This is a genomic window from Actinokineospora inagensis DSM 44258, assembly GCF_000482865.1.
In the GTDB taxonomy this organism is placed as follows: domain Bacteria; phylum Actinomycetota; class Actinomycetes; order Mycobacteriales; family Pseudonocardiaceae; genus Actinokineospora; species Actinokineospora inagensis.
The window spans coordinates 23,039-41,425 of record NZ_AXWW01000006.1 but is presented as its reverse complement, the minus strand read 5'-3'; the positions used below and the strand labels follow the sequence as shown (position 1 = coordinate 41,425).

Sequence of the window (18,387 nt, the reverse complement as noted above, 5' to 3'; positions counted from 1 at the left end):
CGGGCAACGTCGCCCCACAGCCAACCCCGACCGTCGACCTCCAGTTCCCGCAGAACACCCGCTCGCCGCCGGTGTCCGGCCGGGTGGGTGACCGCCGGAAGGCCCAGTGGCGCACCGGGATCGGCGCGCTCCACAGCTGTTGATCTTCATCCGCCGTCCCACCCGGGCCGGCTGATCCGCGACAACCGGCCACCGGGAGGTGGCCAGTGCGCCACGACGGTCCGAACACACCGTTCCCACCTCGGAAAACGCCATGTCGAGTGGGGTCAACGGCGCGTCCCGACGTGCGGGCGGGCGGTCCGGCGGCACTAGTGTGTGGGGTGCATGCGGCACAGCGGCGTGCCGCCAAGCGTGGAGCCAAGGAACACCATGACCTCGACTGGAACACCGTCCCGCACCGATGGAGCCGTCAGCGTCGACGGCTCGGCGTCGGCCGGGCGGCCGGTCAGCAGCAGCCCGGAACAAAAAAGAGACGACCTCATCGAGCGCGCGGCCGAGCAGGCGCCGGACATCGCCGACCTCATCCGCCTCTACTTCCGCTACATCCCGCCCGAGGAGGTCATCGACGACGACCCGGTCGACCTCGTCGGCGCGGTGCGTTCGCACGCGCAGTTGGCGCTGACCAGGGTGAAGGGTCGCCCCGCGGTGCGGATGCTGAACCCGACCCCGGCGACCGACGGGTGGTCGACGGGTGGTTCGGTGGTGCAGATCGTCACCGACGACATGCCGTACCTGGTGGAGTCCGTGAGCGCCGAGTTGGTGCGCCGCGGTGTGCAGGTGCAGCGGGTGGTGCACCCGATCGTGGTGGTGCGCCGCGATCTCGCGGGCAGCCTCAAGGACGTGCTGCCCCGGTGCGACCCGGACGCCCCGCCCGGGGAGGCGTTCGCCGAGTCGTGGATGTCCATCGAGGTGGACCTGCTCACCGACGCCGACCGGGCGCGGGAGATCGAGACCGGTCTGCTCAGCGTCCTCAACGACGTGCGCGAGGTCGTCGAGGACACCGAGAAGATGGCCGGGACCGCGCGGGCGTTGGCCGACCAGTTGGAGGGCAACCCGCCGCCGGTCGACGACCACGAGGTGCGCGACGGCGCCGCGCTGCTGCGCTGGCTGGCCGACGGCCACTTCACCTTCCTCGGTTACCGCCAGAACGAGGTGGTCAGCGAGGACGGCGACCCGGCGTTGCGGGCCGTCCTGGCGTCCGGCCTGGGTGTGTTGCGGCAGGACAGTCTCGCCGCGCGCAGCCTCACCGCGGGTCCCGATTCCGCCGCGTACGCCCTCGCCCCGCGACTGTTGGTGCTCACCGAGGCGAGCGCGCCCTCCACAGTGCACCGTTCCACGTACCCGTACTACGTCGGTGTGAAGACCTTCGGCGCGGACGGCAAGGTCAACGGCGAGCACCGCTTCCTCGGTGTGTTCACCACGAACGCGTTGCACGAGGACGTCCTGGACATCCCGGTGGTGGCCCGCCGGGTGCGTGAGGTGATCCACCAGGCCGGGTTCCCGCTGGAGTCGTACTCCGGTCAGCGGATGCTGGAGGTCATCCAGAACTGGCCGCGCGCCGAGCTGTTCTCCACGACCGCCGACGCGCTGTACCAGACCGCGACGGGTCTGCTGGCGCTGGCCGACCGGCGCAGGCTGCGGCTGTTCCTGCGCCGCGACCCGTACAACCGGTTCTTCTCGTGCTTGATCTTCCTTCCCCGCGACCGCTACACCACGACTTCCCGCATCGCCATGCAGGAGGTGCTGCTCGACGAGTTGGGCGGCACCAACCTGGAGTTCAGCACGCGGCTGGGGGAGACGCCGCTGGCCCAGGTGTACTTCATCGTGCACACCGACCCGGGCCGCCAGGTCGACCCGGACGTGCAGCGCATCCAGGAGCGGTTGACCGAGGCGGTGCGCGGCTGGGACGACCGCCTGGTCGAGGCCGTGTTCGCCGAGCAGCGCGAGCAGGCCGACCTCGGTTCGCAGTTGGGTTCGGAGTCGGCGACCGAGCAGGGCCAGCGGTACGCGAGCGTGTTCCCGGAGGCCTACAAGGAGGACTTCACCGCCGCCGACGCGCTGGCCGACCTGCACCGGCTGCACGGGCTGTCCGGTGAGTCCGATTTGGACATGTCGTTCTACCTGCCGGAGGGCGCGGCGCCGGGGGAGCGGCGGTTCAAGCTGTACCTGTCCGGCGAGGGCGTGACGCTGTCGCAGGTGTTGCCGGTGCTGCAGAACATGGGCGTCGAGGTGGTCGACGAGCGCCCGTACGAGCTGCGTCCGGAGGACGGCAGGCGTTGGTGGATCTACGACTTCGGTCTGCGGATCGAGCCTTCGGTGCTGGAGGGTCGGGACGCGGACACGCTGGACCAGGCGAGGGTCCACTTCCAGGACGCGTTCGCCGCGATCTGGCGGGGTGACGCCGAGCCGGACCGGTTCAACGCGCTCGTGCTGCGCGGCGGTCTCACCTGGCGCCAGGCGGTGATCTTGCGGGCCTACTCGCGGTACCTGCGGCAGGCGGGCACCCCGTACTCGCAGGAGTACATCGAGGACGCCGTGCTCGCGCACACCGATGTCGCGACCGCGTTGGTCGGCCTGTTCGAGGTGGCCCACGACCCGTCGCTCACCGAGGAGTCCCGGCAGGCGCAGTCCGGCACCAGGGTCGCCGAGATCACCGAGTTGATCGACGGGGTGACCAGCCTGGACGAGGACCGGATCCTGCGCAGCCTGCTCACCATGATCCGGGCGACGCTGCGCACCAACTACTTCGTCCGCGACGCGGACGGTTCGTCGCGCCCGTACCTGGCGGTGAAGTTGGAGCCGCGTTCGGTGCCGGACCTGCCGGAGCCCCGGCCGCGGTTCGAGATCTTCGTGTACTCGCCGCGGGTCGAGGGCGTGCACCTGCGGTTCGGCGCGGTGGCCCGCGGCGGTCTGCGCTGGTCGGACCGCCGGGAGGACTTCCGCACCGAGATCCTGGGCCTGGTGAAGGCGCAGGCGGTGAAGAACGCGGTGATCGTGCCGGTCGGCGCGAAGGGCGGGTTCGTGGTGAAGCGCCCGCCCGCGGCGACCGGTGACGCGAGCCTGGACCGCGAGTCGTTCCTGGCCGAGGGCATCGCCTGCTACCGGATGTTCATCTCCGGCCTGCTCGACCTGACCGACAACCTGGACGCGGGGCAGGTCGTGCCCGCGCACGGCGTGGTGCGCTACGACGGCGACGACACGTACCTGGTGGTGGCCGCGGACAAGGGCACCGCGACGTTCTCCGACATCGCCAACGAGGTCGCGATGAGCCGGGGCTTCTGGTTGGGCGACGCGTTCGCCTCCGGCGGTTCGGTCGGCTACGACCACAAGGCGATGGGCATCACCGCGAAGGGCGCGTGGGAGAGCGTGAAGCGCGCCTTCCGCGAGTTGGGCACGGACACGCAGACCGAGGAGTTCACCGTCGTCGGGGTCGGCGACATGTCCGGTGACGTGTTCGGCAACGGCATGCTGCTCTCCGAGAAGATCCGCCTGGTGGCCGCGTTCGACCACCGGCACGTCTTCCTCGACCCGGACCCGTCCGCCGAGGTCGGTTTCGCCGAGCGCAAGCGCCTGTTCGAGCTGCCCCGGTCCTCCTGGGACGACTACGAGCGCTCGCTGATCAGCGCGGGCGGCGGCGTCTTCCCGCGCACGCTCAAGGCGATCCCGATCAGCGCCGAGGTGGCCCGCGCGCTCGGCATCCCCGAGGACACCGGCAAGCTGTCCCCGCAGGAGTTGATGAAGGCGATCCTGCTCGCCGAGGTCGACCTGCTGTGGAACGGCGGCATCGGCACCTACGTCAAGGCGAGCACCGAGAGCCACGCCGATGTCGGCGACAAGGCCAACGACGCGGTCCGGGTCGACGGGTCGGCGCTGCGGGCCAAGGTCGTCGGCGAGGGTGGCAACCTGGGGTTGACCCAGCGCGGCCGGATCGAGTTCGCCCGCAAGGGCGGCAAGGTCAACACCGACGCGCTGGACAACAGCGCCGGGGTGGACTGCTCCGACCACGAGGTCAACATCAAGATCCTGCTGGACCACCTGGTCCGCGACGGCGAGCTGGCCAGGGCCGACCGCGACGCGCTGCTGGCCGAGATGACCGAGGAGGTCGGCGCGCTGGTGCTGGCCGACAACTACCGGCAGAACGCGGTGCTCGGCGTCAGCCGCGCGCACGCCAAGCCGATGCTGTCGGTGCACGCCCGCCTGGTCGACTCCCTGGAGCAGGAGGAGGGCTTCGACCGCCAGTTGGAGGCGCTGCCCTCGCGCGCCCAGTTCCGCGCGATGGACAAGTCCGGCGACGGGCTGACCTCGCCGGAGCTGGCGACGCTGCTCGCGCACGTGAAGCTCGCCCTCAAGGAGGACGTGCTCGCCAGCGAGCTGCCCGAGCAGGACGTGTTCGCCCGCAGGCTGGTCGACTACTTCCCGACCCAGTTGCGCAGGCGGTTCGGGCAGGCCATCGGAGCGCACCCGCTGCACCGCCAGATCACCACGACCCTGCTGGTCAACGAGGTGGTCGACGGCGCGGGCATCTCCTTCGCGTTCCGCCTGGCCGAGGAGATGAGCGCCAGCGCGACCGACGCGGTGCGGGCGTTCGTGGTGGCGACCCGGGTCTACGACCTGCCGTCGCTGTGGTCCGAGATCGACGCGCTGGACAACGTGGTGCCCACCGACGTCGCCGACGCCATGGTGCTGGAGTCGCGCAGGTTGGTCGACCGGGCGTCGCGGTGGCTGCTGTCGAACCGGCCGCAGCCGCTGGCGGTGGGCGCGGAGATCAGCCGGTTCCACCGGGTGGTCGGCGAGCTGGCCCCCGTGGTCGGCGACCTGTTGCGCGGCAACGCCCGCGAGGAGGCTGCCGCCGACGCGGACCGGATGGTCCAGGCGGGGGTGCCCGCGGCGCTGGCCAAGCGGGTGTCCGGGATGCTCGACGCGTACAGCCTGCTCGACATCACCGAGGTGTCGGAGCTGGCCGAGCGGGACGCGGGCGTGGAGTCCGAGCGCAGCCCGCTGGAGACGGCGCAGCTCTACTACGCGCTGTCCGACCACCTCAACATCGACGAGATGCTGAGCTCGGTCAGCGCGCTGGAGCGCGGCAACCGCTGGCACGCGCTGGCCCGGCTCGCCCTGCGCGACGACCTGTACGGGTCGCTGCGCGCGATCACCCTCGACGTGCTGCGCCAGGCCGAGCCGGGCGAGGCGGCCGAGGACAAGATCGCCACCTGGGAGCGGGTCAACGCGTCCCGGCTGGCCCGGTCGCGCACCGCGCTGGAGCAGATCCACGCCTCCGGCAGGCTGGACCTGGCGACGCTGTCGGTGGCCGCGCGGCAGGTCCGCAGCATGGTCCGCTAGCCGGGTCGGCTGGCAGGACACTCCCGAACTCGCCCTGGTCGCGGCCCGAAATCGGTCGCGACCAGGGCGAGATAGGGTCTGGGTGAGCAGTGGGTGAGCCGGGAGGGGCAGTCGTTTGGGTGTGTTCGTCGCCGAGGTGCGGCCGCGCTGGTCGGACATGGACGTGTACGGCCATGTGAACCACGCGCACACGGTCACCTTGCTGGAAGAGGCCCGTATCGACCTGCTGTTCCACGAGGCCGCACGCCGTGGCGCGCACGACCTGGCCCGCGGCGTGGTGGTGGCGAAGCTGACCGTGGAGTACCGCGCCCCGCTGTTCGCCAACGGCGGCGCGTTACGGGTGGAGATGTCGGTTCGGGAGATCCGCGCCGCGTACTTCGTGATGGACTACTCGATCCGCGGCGGACCGGCCGAGTCCGACCAGGTCGCGGTCACCGCGTCCACCACGCTCGCCCCGTACGACCTCGCCGAGGGCAAGCCCCGCCGGATCACCGACGCCGAACGTGACTTCCTCGCCGCGTGGCACGGGGGCAACGGTGCCTGAACTGCGCTTCGCCGACCCGTCCGACCGCGACGACCTCGGCGCCTTCGTCGCCCGCGCGGTCCGGCTCGACCAGCAGGCCGTGGTCCGCCTGCGCTCGCGCGACGAGGGCCTGCTCGACGCCTGGGTCGCCACCCCGTTCGACGTGCTGGCCACCCGCACCGCGCGCGGGACGGTCGAGCCGACCGACATGACCGTGTCCGGCAACGAGTTGCTCGCCGCGCTCGCCGTCGTCCGCGGTGATCACCTGGACCCGGGTCCGCCGCGAGACATGCTGTGGCGCTCCGCCCTGCCGCCCACCAAGCACTGGCAGGTGGTTGACCTGCTGCCCGCCCGGATGGTCACCGAGTTGGCCGACAAGGGCATCGCGGTCGCCCGGGAGAACGTCGGTCCACAAGGGACACCACCCGCGTCCCTGTTGGACCAGACCGTGCTGACCGTGTCCGGCGACGGCCTCGAGGTGAAGGTCCCGCTGCGCTGCCTGTTCGCCTTGTCCGGCATGGGTTTCCTCGCCGACGACGGCGCGGACGACCGGATCCGGGTGACCGCCACCGACGCGTGGCTGCGCCTGGACGCCCGCTACGGCGCCGTTGTCCGCCGCCGACACGCCCTGCTGCCACTGCTCGTCTAGCCGGATCAGCCGGTCAGACAAGCCACACAGATGTCTCCGGCGGCAGGTCCGTGCCCTCGATCGGACCCGACGACAGCAGGATCTCCCCGGGCGGCAACGGAACCGGCGCGCCGGAGGTGTTGAGCGCGCAGATCAACCCGCCGCCCTTGCGCCGGTACGCGAAGCACCCCGGCGGGGCGCCGTACCACTCAAGCCCCGTGCCTTCGAAGCCCGGGTGGGTTTTCCGCAGCTCCAACGCCTGTCGGTACAGCGACAGCATCGACTCCGGGTCTTCCAACTGCGCCTCGACGGTCAACCCGGCCCACTCCGGTGGGATCGGCAGCCACGTCGACTCGCCCTCGGTGAACGCGAACGGCGGCGCGGAACCCTCCCACGGCAGCGGCACCCGCGCGCCGTCCCGGCCGCGCTCGGTGTGCCCCGACCGCTCCCAGATCGGGTCCTGCAGCGCCCAGTCCGGCAGGTCGACGCTGGGCAGCCCCAACTCCTCGCCGTTGTACAGGTACACCACGCCGGGCAGCGCTAACTCCACCAACGCCATCGCCCGCGCGCGCCGCGCGCCGACGTCACCGCCGCCGTACCGGGACACGTGCCTGGGCACGTCGTGGTTGGACAGGGTCCACGTCGGCGGCGCGGGGGAGCGGGACACGGCCGCCAGCGACAGGTCGATCGCCCTGCGCACCGCGTCCGCGTCGAAATCGGCCCCCACCAGGGCGAAGTTGAAACCCAGGTGCAGCTCGTCCGGCCGGACGTAGCGGGCGAACCGGTCGTCGGTCTGCACCCAGATCTCGCCGACCGCCATGCTGCCCGGGTACTCGTCGGTCACCTTGCGGATCAGCCGGTGCACCTCGTGCACCTCGTCGTTGTCGAACCGCGGGTCGTCCGGGCCGTGCCCGTGCGCGCCGTGCACCACCCGCAGGTACTCCGGCATGTCCGGCAGCCCGGCCGGTTTCGCCATCCCGTGCGCCACGTCGATGCGGAACCCGTCGACGCCCCGGTCCAGCCAGAACCGCAGCGTGGTCACCAGGTCCGCGCGGACCTCCGAGTTGTCCCAGTTCAGGTCCGGCTGCTCGGGGGCGAACAGGTGCAGGTACCACTGGCCGTCCGGCACCCGGGTCCACGCGGGCCCGCCGAACACGCTCGTCCAGTTGTTCGGCGGCCCGTCGCCGCGGCCGTCGCGGAAGAAGAACCTGGCCCGCTCCGCTGAGCCGGGGCCTGCCGCCAGCGCCTCCTGGAACCAGCGGTGCCGGTCGCTCACGTGGTTCGGCACCACGTCCACGGTGATCTTGATGCCGCGCGCGTGCGCGTCGGCCACCAGCCGGTCGAACGCGTCGAGATCACCGAACAGCGGGTCCACCGCGCGCGGGTCCGCCACGTCGTAGCCGTGGTCGGCCATCGGCGAGGCGTAGAACGGGGTCAGCCACAGCCCGTCGACCCCCAGCAGCTCCAGGTAGCCCAGCCGGGAGCGGATCCCGTCCAGGTCGCCCACCCCGTCGCCGCTCGCGTCGGCGAAGGAGCGCACGTACACCTGGTAGAACACGGCCCGGTGCCACCACGGCGGTGCCTGCTGGTTTCCCGGGTGGTCCGGTTCGGCGGATCGTCGCACGGTTGTCCATCCTGCCCGCGGTGCCGCTGCGCGCGAAGCACCTGTGATCTTGAACCCGTCAGGCCCAGCTGTTGAGCAGGCTGTTCGCCGCCATCTCCAGGTACTGCCACAACCGCTGCCGGTGCGCCTCGGCCAGCCCGACCGAGTCCACCGCGACCCGCATGCAGCGCAGCCACGCGTCCCGCTGCTCCGGGCCGATGGTGAACGGCATGTGCCGCATCCGCAGCCGCGGGTGCCCACGCCGGTCCGAGTACGTGTGCGGCCCGCCCCAGTACTGCATCAGGAACAGCCGCAGCCGCTCCTCGGCCGGACCGAGGTCCTCCTCCGGGTACATCGGCCGCAGCAGCGGGTCTTGGGCGACCTCGGCGTAGAACCGGGCCACCACCCGGTGGAAGGTCTGCTCCCCGCCGACCGCCTCGTAGAAGTTCTCGACCGGGAGGTTCTCCGGGGGGTCGGACGGGTTCAACGGTGTGCCCACGACGTCCATCCTCGCGTACCGACCGCTAGTCCGCGGCCGTTGGGGGGAACAGCCTGCCCATCGGCGGCTGGATCCCGGCCTCCTCGATCGCCGCCATGGCCCGTGCCCGCAGCGCCCGCTGCACCGCCCACTGGCGGCCCGGCCGGACCTTCACGGTCATCCGGATCGTCACGCTCTCCGGGGTGACCTTCTCCACGCCGAGCACCTCCGGCGGCGCGATCACGTCCGCCGAGAACGGCTCCGCCTTGGCCAGCGTGGTCGCCACGTCGTGCAGCAGGTCGGACACGGCGGTGACGTCCACGCCGTAGCCGACCGGCAGGTCGACCACGGCGACCGCGAAGCCCTGGCTGGAGTTGCCGACCCGCAGGATCTCGCCGTTGCGCACGTACCACACGGTGCCGTTCACGTCGCGCAGCGTGGTGACCCGCAGGCCGACGGCCTCGATCGTGCCGCTGGCCGCGCCGACGTCGACCACGTCACCGACGCCGTACTGGTCCTCCAGCATCATGAAGATCCCGGACAGGAAGTCCTTGACCAGGTTCTGCGCGCCGAACCCGAGCGCGACGCCGACGATCCCGGCGGACGCGATGATCGGTCCCAGGTTCACCCCGAGCTCGCCCAGCGCCATCATGAACGCCAGCCCGTAGACCAGGAAGGTCACCACGGACTTGAGCACCGAGCCGATGGTCTTGGCCCGCTGCTGGCGCCGCTCCGAGATCAACGCGCCGAGGGCCTGCGGCGCGCGTTCCTTGAGCGGCCGCAGCAGCGCGGGGGTCTTGCCCTGCCCGGAGGTCAACTGGTCGATCAGCCTGCGCACCAGGTAGCGGATGACGAACGCCACCAGGAAGATCACCAGGATCTTCAGCGGCTTGGCCACCAGCCAGCCCGCCGAGGCGGCCAGCCACTCGTTGCCGGTCAGCCGCCACACCTCCGCGCACCACGACCCGTCGTCGGTGATGCACTTGGGCGGCTCCATGGAGAACGGGAGTCCGGTGAGGGGGATCGAGGCGTTCATCGGGGCCGACGATAGCCGGCCGGGGCGACATCGGTCGAAACGGGATGCGCGAGCCGCGTTCACCCCGATTTGGCCGGGTGATCCGGGACACGTCACAGAACACGCGTGCGTAGTGGCCCCGGTGTGTGGTCGACTTAGGCAGCATCGGTGGAGGTGGTCGAGTGCCAGACCGACAACCGACCCGCTCCGGCGTGCCCTCGGGGCACGCGCCGGGGCCCAGACTGTGCCCGGAGCCGGGTACCGCGCCGGATGGCGTGGTTCAGGCGAGCCGGGCTGCCCCGACCTGCGTGGCCGTCCCCGTGCCGAGCTCGCCCGCGCCCTCCTGGGGCAGGCGGCGGGTCCTGCTGCTCAACACCACGTTCGAACCGCTGACCGCGCTGTCGTTGCGCCGGGCGGTAGTGCTCGTCGTCTGCGGCAAGGCCGAGGTCGTGCACGGCGACCCGGCGGGCATGGTGGTGCACTCCGCGACGTCGACCGTGGTGATCCCCTCGGTGATCCGCCTCAGCAGCTACGTGCGCGTCCCTTACCGCGGCCGGGTCCCGCTCACCCGAGCCGGACTCATGCACCGCGACCGGTACCGCTGCGCCTACTGCGGTGGCCGAGCGGAGACAATAGACCACGTGATCCCGCGCAGCCGAGGCGGTCAGCACACCTGGCAGAACTGCGTCGCCTGCTGCGCCAGGTGCAACCACCGCAAGGCGGACAAGCTGCTGGCCGAACTGGGCTGGCGGCTGCGGGTCGTGCCCACCGCCCCGCGCGGGCCGCACTGGCGGCTGCTCGCGGGCGTGCTCGACGCCGACCCGCTCTGGTTGCCCTACCTGGGCGAACCCGCCGCCTGACGGATCCGCCCCAGTGCGCCTAGGCCGTGACGCGGGTGCCCCGGGTGACCCGGGTGCCCCGCTCCTGCAGCGTGACCCGGGTCCCGCGCGTGACCCGCGTACCCCGGTGCTGAGCGGTGACCCGCGTCCCGCGCGTCACCCGGGTGCCCCGCTCGACGGCGGACGTGACCCGCGTACCCCTGGTGACCCGCGTCCCGCGCTCCTGCGACGTGACCCGGGTGCCGCGCGTGACCCGGGTGCCCCGGTCCGCCTCGGCGGTGACCCTGGTGCCACGGGTCACGCGGGTACCCCGGTCCAGTTCCGAGGTGACCCTGGTGCCGCGCGTGACGCGGGTGCCGCGGTCCAGTTCGGCGGTGACGCGGGTACCCCGGGTGACCCGGGTGCCGCGGTCGAACTCGCCGGTCACCCGGGTCCCGAGCAGTGCCGTCACCCTGGTGCCGCGCGTGACTCGGGTGCCGCGCCCGGCCTGGGCGGTGACCCTGGTGCCCATGGTGACCCGGGTCCCGCGGGTCACCCGGGTGCCGCGCTCCACCCGGAAAGTGACGCGGGTGCCCCGGTCCAGCTCGCTGGTCACCCGGGTCCCGAGCAGTGCGGTCACCCGGGTACCGCGCGTGACGCGGGTACCCCGGTCGGCGGCGACGATCACCCAGCCGCCCGCGCCGGTGTCCCGGCTGTCCCTGGTGTCGATGTCGTGCTCCATGTCACGCTGTGCGGCGGTGACGCGGGTTCCCCTGGTCACCCGGGTACCCCGCGAACCGACTACCGGTTGCGCCTTGTCGGCCATCTGGGTGATGATCTTTGCCGCGTCGTGGGAAGCGATGGTGTACATGGAGTGGCCTCCTGTGGGCGGTTGCGCATCGACGAGAGCTGGGGGTTGACTTCGCAAGGGCCGTACAGGTGAAAGCTATGACTCGGATCGGTAACCGACAAGACGCCGGGCGTCCCCAACGGTCCTGGCGTGCGTGTTTGAGGCCATTCGCCCCTTGTCGATAGGCCCAACGAGCTATCGGTGCGGCCGTCCACCGGCCGAGCAGGCTTACCAGGGGAGCACCAACCGCTCACTCCGCGCGACCGGCGCGGGCTGTGCGGGCCGGTGGCGGCCACCCCGGAGCAGTGATCCCACCCGGAGGGTGTCGCGGCCGGTCAGCGCCGTGTCGGCTACCGTATCGGCTGTGACGCTCGTCGAGACCCTTCTCGTCTTCGCGGCGATCCCGCTGGCCATCTACGGCGTGATCGCCCTCCTGACCTTGCGCGAGAAGTTCACCAAGGCACCCCGCTACCGCCCCGGCCAGGAGTGGGAGCACGAGCCGGTGTGGTGGACGGCCAACCCCGTCGGGGTGGGCGCGACGCAGCGGACGCACGACGTGGCCGCGTCGTCCCCCGCCCACACCGCGCAGGGAGGAGCCAGTGGTGGCTGGTGACCTGGTCCGGACCGAGCCGGACATCATCGCCGAGGACCCCGAGCACGGCTACGGGGCCGTCCGCACCATCAGCGGCCGGATCTCGGTGGCCAGGCAGTACACGCCCGCCCCGCCCGGCCTGCCGTTCTCCTCGGTCGCGCTGACCCGCCTGGACGAGGCCCTGACGCTCGCGTCGAGGGCCACCGGCATCGCGTTCAGCGTGTACCTGGGCGACCTGGGCGCGGACACCCGAGCCCGAGCCAGGGAGCTGCACGCGGACATCGGCCCGGACGCCGCCGACGCGGTGCTGATCGCCGTGTCCCCCGGCAAGCGCCGGGTGGAGGTCGTCACCGGCGCCGAGTCCGGCCGCAGGCTGCCCGACCGCGGCTGCAACCTGGCCGTGATGAGCATGGTGGCCTCGTTCAAGGAGGGTGACCTGGTCGGCGGCCTGGTGAGCGCCCTGCGCATGCTGGCCGACCAGGCGGGCCACGCCCCCAAGCGGCGCTGACCGTCTCAGCGATCAACGGCCCGGACATCGCGTCCGGGCCGTTTCGCGTGTTGTGGGTCGATTGTTCCGCGCGGGTGTGGTCGCGCCTGCCCGTCCGCCGCGATTACCGCTGGTAGACGTGTCGCCGGTCCCGGGCGCCCGTGTGGTGCCCGGGGATCGACGCCGGCGTCTCAGGAGCCGTCGAACTCGCGGGCCGCCAGTGCCCGGATGATGCCCGCGCGTCCCTCGGACACGAGCCTGCGCAGCGCGGGCGGGTGCTCGCCCGCCAGCCACTCGTCGGCCGCCGCGACCGTCTCCGCGGTGACCGCCCAGGCCGGGAACAGGCCCAGCGCCACCGACTGCGCTCGCTCGCTGGAGCGCCGCTCCCAGACACCCGCCACGTCGGCGAAGTAGCGCGGCGCGTACTCGGCCAGACCCGGCCGCTGCGCCGGGTGCGAGAAGCCCGCGATGATCGCCTCGTTGATCGCGTTGGGCAGTTCGTCGTCGTGGATCGCGCGCCGCCAGGCCTCGGCCTTGTGCTCGGCGCCGGGCCGCAGCGACCGGGACCGCTCGGCCTGCCGGTGCCCGGCCGCGGTGGAGTCCCGCTTGAGCTCGGCGTCGATCTCGGCGTCGCCCGCTTGGCCGTGCGCGACCAGGGCGTGCAGCAGCCGCCAGCGCAGGTCGGTGTCCACGACCAGCCCGTCGAGGGCGTCGTCGCCGGTCAGCCAGCCGCGCAGCACGGTCAGCTTGGCGTCGTCGAGCACCGAGGTGGTCAGCGAGTTGACCAGGGCGAGCTGGTGGTCCGAGCCGGGCTCGGCGGCGAAGGCCAGCTCCAGCACCCGGTCGGTGAGCTGCCGCCAGCCGGTGGGCGCCCACGCCGGGTCGGCGTACGAGGCGACGGCGGTCTGCGCCTGCAGCAGCAGCCGCTGCACCACGCCCACCTCGGTCTCGGCGGCCAGGCCGTGGCAGACCAGGGTGACGAAGTCGCGGGCCTTCAGCTCGGCCTCGCGGGTCATCTCCCAGGCCGCCGACCAGCACAGGGTGCGCGGCAGCGGCTCGGTGACGTCGCCGATCCGGTCGATCAGGGTGGTCAGCGAGCCCGGGTCCAGCCGCATCGTGCAGTAGGTCAGGTCGTCGTCGTTGACCAGCACCAGCTTGCCCGCGTCGATGCCGACCAGCTCCGGCACGTCGGTGCGCTCGCCGTCCACGTCGATCTCGATCCGGTGCGTGCGGACCAGCTTGCCGACCGCGTCCGCCGCGTCGTCGTAGACGCCGATGGCGACCCGGTGCGTGCGCAGCTCGCCCTTGCCCGGCTTGGCGCCGCCCTGCAGCACGGCGAACTCGGTGAACCGGCCCGCGGCGTCGACCGCGAACCGGGGGCGCAGCGAGGTGAGGCCGGTGGTCTCCAGCCACTGCGCGCTCCACCAGGACAGGTCCCGGCCGGACGCCTCCTCCAGCGCGGCCAGCAGGTCGGCCAGGGTCGCGTTGCCCCAGGCGTGCTTGCCGAAGTACACCCGCAGGCCGGAGAGGAAGTTGTCCAGGCCGACGTAGGCGACCAGTTGCTTGAGCACCGCCGCGCCCTTGGCGTAGGTGATGCCGTCGAAGTTGACCTCGACCGCCTGCACGTCCGGGATGTCCGCGGCGACCGGGTGCGTCGAGGGGAGCTGGTCCTGCCGGTAGGCCCAGGACTTCTCGATGTTGGCGAAGCTGGTCCAGGCGTGCTCGTACTCGGTGGCGCTGGCCTGCGCCAGCACGCTGGCCCAGGTCGCGAACGACTCGTTGAGCCACAGGTCGTCCCACCAGCGCATGGTGACCAGGTCGCCGAACCACATGTGCGCCATCTCGTGCAGCACGGTCTCGCAGCGGCGCTCGTAGGAGTAGCGGGTGACCCGGCTGCGGAAGACGTAGTCCTCCAGGAAGGTCACGCAGCCCGCGTTCTCCATGGCGCCCGCGTTGAACTCGGGCACGAAGCACTGGTCGTACTTGCCGAACGGGTAGGCGACGCCGAAGTTCTCGTGGAAGAACGCGAAGCCCTGCTTGGACTCGGTGAACAGCCGGTCGGCGTCCATGAACTCGGCCAGCGAGGCCCGGCAGTAGATGCCCAGCGGGATCGTGCCGTGCTCGTCGCGGAACTCGTCGCGCCACTCCGCGTAGGGACCGGCCACGAGCGCCACCAGGTAGGTGGACATCGGTTTGGTGGTCTCGAACACGTGCCGCGAGGTGCCCTCGACGTCGGCGGCCGCGGTGATCGACTCGGCGGCCGCGTTGGAGATGACCTTCCACGACTCGGGCGCCAGCACGGTGATCGCGTAGGTCGACTTCAGGTCGGGCTGGTCGAAGCAGGCGAACATCCGCTTGGCGTCCGCGGTCTCGAACTGGGAGTACAGGTAGACGCCCTTGTCGACCGGGTCGACGAACCGGTGCAGCCCCTCACCGGTGTTGGTGTACAGGCAGTCCGCGACCACGGTCAGCACGTTGGTCTCGCCGAGCCCGGTCAGCTCCAGCCCCGCCTCCGGGAGGTAGCCGGACACGTCGAGCGGGGTGCCGTTCAGCTCGGCCGAGCGCACCGATTCGGCCACGATGTCGATGAAGGTGCTCGACCCCGGCTCGGCGGTGAACCGGACCGTCGACGTCGAGCCGAAGGTGGTCTCACCCGGCTGCCCGACGCCGTCGGTGAGGTCCAGCTCGATGGTGTAGGACGCCACCCCCAGGAGCGCGGCGCGCTGTTGGGCTTGGTCTCGGGTCAGGTTGGGCGCGGCCACGACAACACCTCGGCGAACTCGTCGGTTGGACTGGGGCGGGGAACAGCGGGGGCTGGCAAACTCGTACTGACAATCGCATCCAATCACGCTCCGAGCACCGATGGTGTGCCCGATGTCGGGGAAGCATTCCCAGCGTCGGCGTGTTGCCCCGGTCGGGAGGCCGTCCGCGCCCGCCCACCGCGGCAAAGATCCAACTGGGAGACCCGATGACCGCCACGCAGTCCGCACCGTCGACTGGCAACACTGGGAACAAGAAGACCAAGGTCGACTTCTACTTCGACCCGCTGTGCCCGTTCGCCTGGATCACCTCGCGGTGGATCCTCGAGGTCGAGCAGCACCGCGACCTCGACCTGCGGTTCCGGGTGATGAGCCTGTCGGTGCTCAACGAGAACAAGCCGGACCTGCCCGAGCAGTACCGCGACCTGCTCGACCGCGGGTGGGGCCCGGTCCGGGTGGCGATCGCGGCCGCCCAGGCGCACGGCGAGGAGGTGCTGCGCGACCTGTACACGGCGCTGGGCACCCGCATCCACAACCAGAAGCTCACCGACTACACCGAGGTGATCACGGGCGCGTTGGCCGAGGTCGGGCTGCCCGTGGAGCTGGCGGAGGCGGCGTCGAGCACCGAGTACGACGAGGCGCTGCGCAAGTCGCACCACGAGGGCATGGACCCGGTCGGCCAGGAGGTCGGCACCCCGACCATCCACATCGACGGGGTCGCGTTCTTCGGCCCGGTGCTCACCGCCATCCCGCGCGGCGAGGAGGCGCTGAAGATCTTCGACGGGGCCGTGGCGCTGGCGAGCTACCCGAAGTTCTTCGAATTGAAGCGCACCCGGACGGGTGAGCTGAGCTTCGACTGATCGGTCTTACCCGAAAATTCCTCTGAGCCGAACATCACGCGGCAGGCTGCGTCACACCGGGCCCGGGTCGGGATTCCCGCCCCGGGCCCGGGTGCGCGCGGCCGCCGACTTGTGACACTCTTGCCCCGAAAGTCGGCTCAAGTGTCACAAGCTGGAGGTTCGCATGGCCGCACCCGTCACCGTCCGCGCCGGGCACGTGATCGGCGGCAGGCTCATCGAGCAGGCGGGCGAGCGGATCGACGTGGTCGACCCGACCACCGGTGCCGTCGTGGCCGCCGTCCCCGCGGGCACCGCCGCCGACGTCGACACCGCCGTCGCCGCGGCCGCCGAGGCTTTCCCCGCTTGGGCGGGCACTGATCCGGCCGAGCGCGCCGCCGTGGTCCGCAAGATCGCCGAGGGCCTGATCGCCCGCCGCGACGAGATCGCCCGGCTCATCACCACCGAGATGGGCTCGCCGATCGGGTTCGCCACCAAGGTCCAGGCGTCCCTCCCGGCCGCCACCACCGCGGGCATCGCCGACCTGCTCGACGCCGGCTACGCGTTCACCGAGGAGATCGGCAACTCGCTCGTGCTGCGCGAGCCGATCGGCGTCGTCGGCGCGATCACCCCGTGGAACTACCCACTGCACCAGATCGCCGCGAAGATCGCCCCCGCGCTCGCGGCGGGCAACACCGTCGTGCTCAAGCCCAGCGAGGTCGCTCCGCTCAACGCCAACCTCTTCCTGGAGGTCCTCGCCGCGGCCGGGGTCCCGGACGGCGTGGTGAACCTGGTGCACGGCACCGGCCCCGTCGTCGGCGAGGCCATCGCCGCGCACCCCCGGGTCGACATGGTCTCGTTCACCGGGTCGACGGCGGCGGGCAAGCGCGTGTCGGTCGTGGCGGCGGGCACGGTGAAGCGGGTCGCGCTGGAGTTGGGCGGCAAGTCGGCCAACGTGATCCTGGCCGACGCCGACCTCGGCCGGGCCGTCAAGATCGGGTTGGCCAACACCTACCTCAACGGCGGCCAGACCTGCACCGCGTGGACCCGGATGCTGGTGCCCACCGACAAGCACGACGAGATCGTGGCCCTCGCCGCCGCCGCGGCCGCGAAGTACACCGTGGGCGACCCGTTCGACGAGAGCACCCGGATCGGCCCGATGGCGTCGGCCGCCCAGCGCGACCGGGTCCTCGGCTACATCGACCTCGGGGTGGACGAGGGCGCGACCCTCGCCTACGGCGGCAAGACCGACGGCCTGCCCGAACACGGCGCCTTCGTCCCGCCCACGATCTTCGCGAACGTGCGGGCGGACATGCGGATCGCGCAGGAGGAGATCTTCGGCCCGGTTCTGTCGATCCTGCCTTACCGCGACGAGGACGAGGCCGTGGCCATCGCCAACTCGACGGTCTACGGCCTGGCGGGCGCGGTGTTCGGCGGCGACCGGGACCACGCTGTCGCGGTCGCCAAGCGGCTGCGCACCGGCCAGGTGGACGTCAACGGCGGCGCCTTCAACCCGATCGCCCCGTTCGGCGGCTACAAGCAGTCCGGCAACGGCCGCGAACTTGGCCGGTACGGCCTAGAGGAGTTCTGCGAAGTAAAGAGCATTCAGCTCTAGGGTTTGGTGACCCGTCCACGCTCCAGGGCTGGGCGGGTCGCGTCCGCCGGATAAGGGCTCTGCAGCAACGCTTCCTCGACGGACATCGAGCCGCTGCGCACACCGTCGTAGAGGCTCGCGATCGTGGCCAGTTCCGAGCGCTGGGTCCGCACGAAACCGGCGTCCACCGGTTCGCCGTGCCCGGGAACCACCTTGTGCGGCGCCAACTCCAGGATGGTGTCCAGGGCGCTCGGCCAGTCCAGCGGGAAACCGTCCTTCCCGATCGACGGCGGCGCGCCCTGTTCCACCGTGTCACCCGCGAAAACCACCGCGGTGTCGGGCACGTGCACCACGATGTCGTTGTCGGTGTGCCCGTGGCCGGGGTGCAGCAACGTCACCACGCGACCGCCCAGGTCCAACTCGACCCGGTCCGCGACTTCGTGCGTGGGCAGGACGACCCGCGCGGCCAATAACCGCTCCGCGAGCAGGTCCTTGTCGTCGTCGCGGTACTTGCCCGCCCACGTCAGCACCTGTTCGCGCGCCCCCGCGGCGATTCCCGCCGCGCAGCGGGGGTGCGCCCACACGTCCGCCCCGTGGAACGCGGTCGTGCCGAGGAAGTGGTCCCAGTGGGCGTGCGTGATGACCACGGTCCACGGCAGATCCGTGATCTCCCGCACCCGCTTGGCCCAGTCCGTGCCGTGGTGCTCGTCGGTGCCGGTGTCGACCACCAGGCACCGGTCGTCGCCGACCACCAGGCCCAGCGTCTGGTCCAGTTCGGGGTAGCGGCGGGCGAACACCCGGTCAGCCAGTTCGATCCATCGCATTTTCCGGTTTTTACACGATCACGCCCCGATCGCCGGTAAC

The 18,387-nt window shown here is 71.4% G+C and carries 14 protein-coding genes; 8 read left to right on the top strand and 6 right to left on the bottom strand.

Translation table 11 applies throughout. From position 1 onward, the window contains the following. Window positions 1-369 precede the first annotated feature (369 nt). From H504_RS0101270 to H504_RS0101260, 3 genes are all read left to right on the top strand, one after another. Complete coding sequence (locus tag H504_RS0101270; protein ID WP_026421273.1) at window positions 370-5,340, top strand: NAD-glutamate dehydrogenase; 4,971 nt, start codon at window positions 370-372, stop codon at window positions 5,338-5,340. 115 nt (window positions 5,341-5,455) lie between these two features. Next, window positions 5,456-5,884 (top strand): acyl-CoA thioesterase, encoded by a 429-nt coding sequence (locus tag H504_RS0101265; protein ID WP_026421272.1) that lies wholly within the window; start codon window positions 5,456-5,458, stop codon window positions 5,882-5,884. Then, on the top strand, window positions 5,877-6,512 hold the full coding sequence (locus H504_RS0101260; protein ID WP_026421271.1) for a DUF8010 domain-containing protein: 636 nt from the start codon (window positions 5,877-5,879) through the stop codon (window positions 6,510-6,512). The genes H504_RS0101265 and H504_RS0101260 overlap by 8 nt, the downstream gene beginning before the upstream one ends. A gap of 13 nt (window positions 6,513-6,525) precedes the next feature. Here the strand turns inward: H504_RS0101260 and H504_RS0101255 are convergent, their stop codons facing one another. The 3 genes from H504_RS0101255 to H504_RS0101245 are packed head-to-tail and all read right to left on the bottom strand — an operon-like array spanning window position 6,526 to window position 9,608. After that, the gene (locus tag H504_RS0101255; protein ID WP_026421270.1) at window positions 6,526-8,115 is read right to left on the bottom strand and encodes a glycoside hydrolase family 13 protein; all 1,590 of its coding nucleotides are present in this window, start codon (window positions 8,113-8,115) and stop codon (window positions 6,526-6,528) included. Window positions 8,116-8,173: 58 nt separating this feature from the next. After that, complete coding sequence (locus tag H504_RS0101250; RefSeq protein ID WP_245614026.1) at window positions 8,174-8,593, bottom strand: globin; 420 nt, start codon at window positions 8,591-8,593, stop codon at window positions 8,174-8,176. Between the two features lie 25 nt (window positions 8,594-8,618). Then, window positions 8,619-9,608 (bottom strand): mechanosensitive ion channel family protein, encoded by a 990-nt coding sequence (locus tag H504_RS0101245; protein ID WP_084467279.1) that lies wholly within the window; start codon window positions 9,606-9,608, stop codon window positions 8,619-8,621. A gap of 287 nt (window positions 9,609-9,895) precedes the next feature. Between H504_RS0101245 and H504_RS0101240 the strand changes: the two genes are divergently transcribed. Further along, window positions 9,896-10,447 carry an HNH endonuclease gene (locus H504_RS0101240; protein WP_084467278.1) on the top strand — a complete coding sequence of 184 codons (552 nt, stop codon included), beginning with the start codon at window positions 9,896-9,898 and terminating at the stop codon, window positions 10,445-10,447. A 19-nt stretch (window positions 10,448-10,466) separates the two neighbouring features. On the opposite strand, the gene H504_RS43800 is transcribed toward H504_RS0101240, so the two are convergent. After that, window positions 10,467-10,793 carry a hypothetical protein gene (locus H504_RS43800; protein WP_342668747.1) on the bottom strand — a complete coding sequence of 109 codons (327 nt, stop codon included), beginning with the start codon at window positions 10,791-10,793 and terminating at the stop codon, window positions 10,467-10,469. An 826-nt stretch (window positions 10,794-11,619) separates the two neighbouring features. Between H504_RS43800 and ctaJ the strand changes: the two genes are divergently transcribed. Beyond that, the gene (ctaJ, locus tag H504_RS0101230) at window positions 11,620-11,868 is read left to right on the top strand and encodes an aa3-type cytochrome oxidase subunit CtaJ (protein ID WP_026421265.1); all 249 of its coding nucleotides are present in this window, start codon (window positions 11,620-11,622) and stop codon (window positions 11,866-11,868) included. Continuing rightward, window positions 11,855-12,355 carry a DUF5130 family protein gene (locus H504_RS0101225; protein WP_026421264.1) on the top strand — a complete coding sequence of 167 codons (501 nt, stop codon included), beginning with the start codon at window positions 11,855-11,857 and terminating at the stop codon, window positions 12,353-12,355. Before ctaJ ends, H504_RS0101225 begins: the two co-directional genes overlap by 14 nt. A 170-nt stretch (window positions 12,356-12,525) precedes the next feature. On the opposite strand, the gene pepN is transcribed toward H504_RS0101225, so the two are convergent. Beyond that, entirely contained in the window at window positions 12,526-15,096 is a 2,571-nt protein-coding gene (pepN, locus tag H504_RS0101220; protein WP_026421263.1) for an aminopeptidase N, read from the bottom strand. Window positions 15,097-15,302: 206 nt separating this feature from the next. Here pepN and H504_RS0101215 point away from each other — a divergent pair, with 206 nt between their 5' ends. Continuing rightward, a complete protein-coding gene (locus H504_RS0101215) occupies window positions 15,303-15,953 on the top strand; it encodes a DsbA family oxidoreductase (protein WP_026421262.1) in 651 nt (216 codons plus the stop codon). Window positions 15,954-16,116: 163 nt separating this feature from the next. Then, a complete protein-coding gene (locus H504_RS0101210) occupies window positions 16,117-17,544 on the top strand; it encodes an aldehyde dehydrogenase family protein (protein ID WP_026421261.1) in 1,428 nt (475 codons plus the stop codon). On the opposite strand, the gene H504_RS0101205 is transcribed toward H504_RS0101210, so the two are convergent. Then, window positions 17,541-18,347: an MBL fold metallo-hydrolase gene (locus H504_RS0101205; RefSeq protein ID WP_026421260.1), complete on the bottom strand. Its 807-nt coding sequence runs from the start codon at window positions 18,345-18,347 to the stop codon at window positions 17,541-17,543. The two genes, H504_RS0101210 and H504_RS0101205, sit on opposite strands and share 4 nt — an antisense overlap. Between the last annotated feature and the right edge of the window lie 40 nt (window positions 18,348-18,387).

Bases quoted from the DNA above. Each gene is read 5' to 3' on its own strand.
- H504_RS0101270 (WP_026421273.1), top strand. From the start codon at position 370: ATGACCTCGACTGGAACACCGTCCCGCACCGATGGAGCCGTCAGCGTC.
- H504_RS0101245 (WP_084467279.1), bottom strand. From the start codon at position 9,608: ATGAACGCCTCGATCCCCCTCACCGGACTCCCGTTCTCCATGGAGCCG.
- H504_RS0101215 (WP_026421262.1), top strand. From the start codon at position 15,303: ATGACCGCCACGCAGTCCGCACCGTCGACTGGCAACACTGGGAACAAG.
- H504_RS0101210 (WP_026421261.1), top strand. From the start codon at position 16,117: ATGGCCGCACCCGTCACCGTCCGCGCCGGGCACGTGATCGGCGGCAGG.
- H504_RS0101205 (WP_026421260.1), bottom strand. From the start codon at position 18,347: ATGCGATGGATCGAACTGGCTGACCGGGTGTTCGCCCGCCGCTACCCC.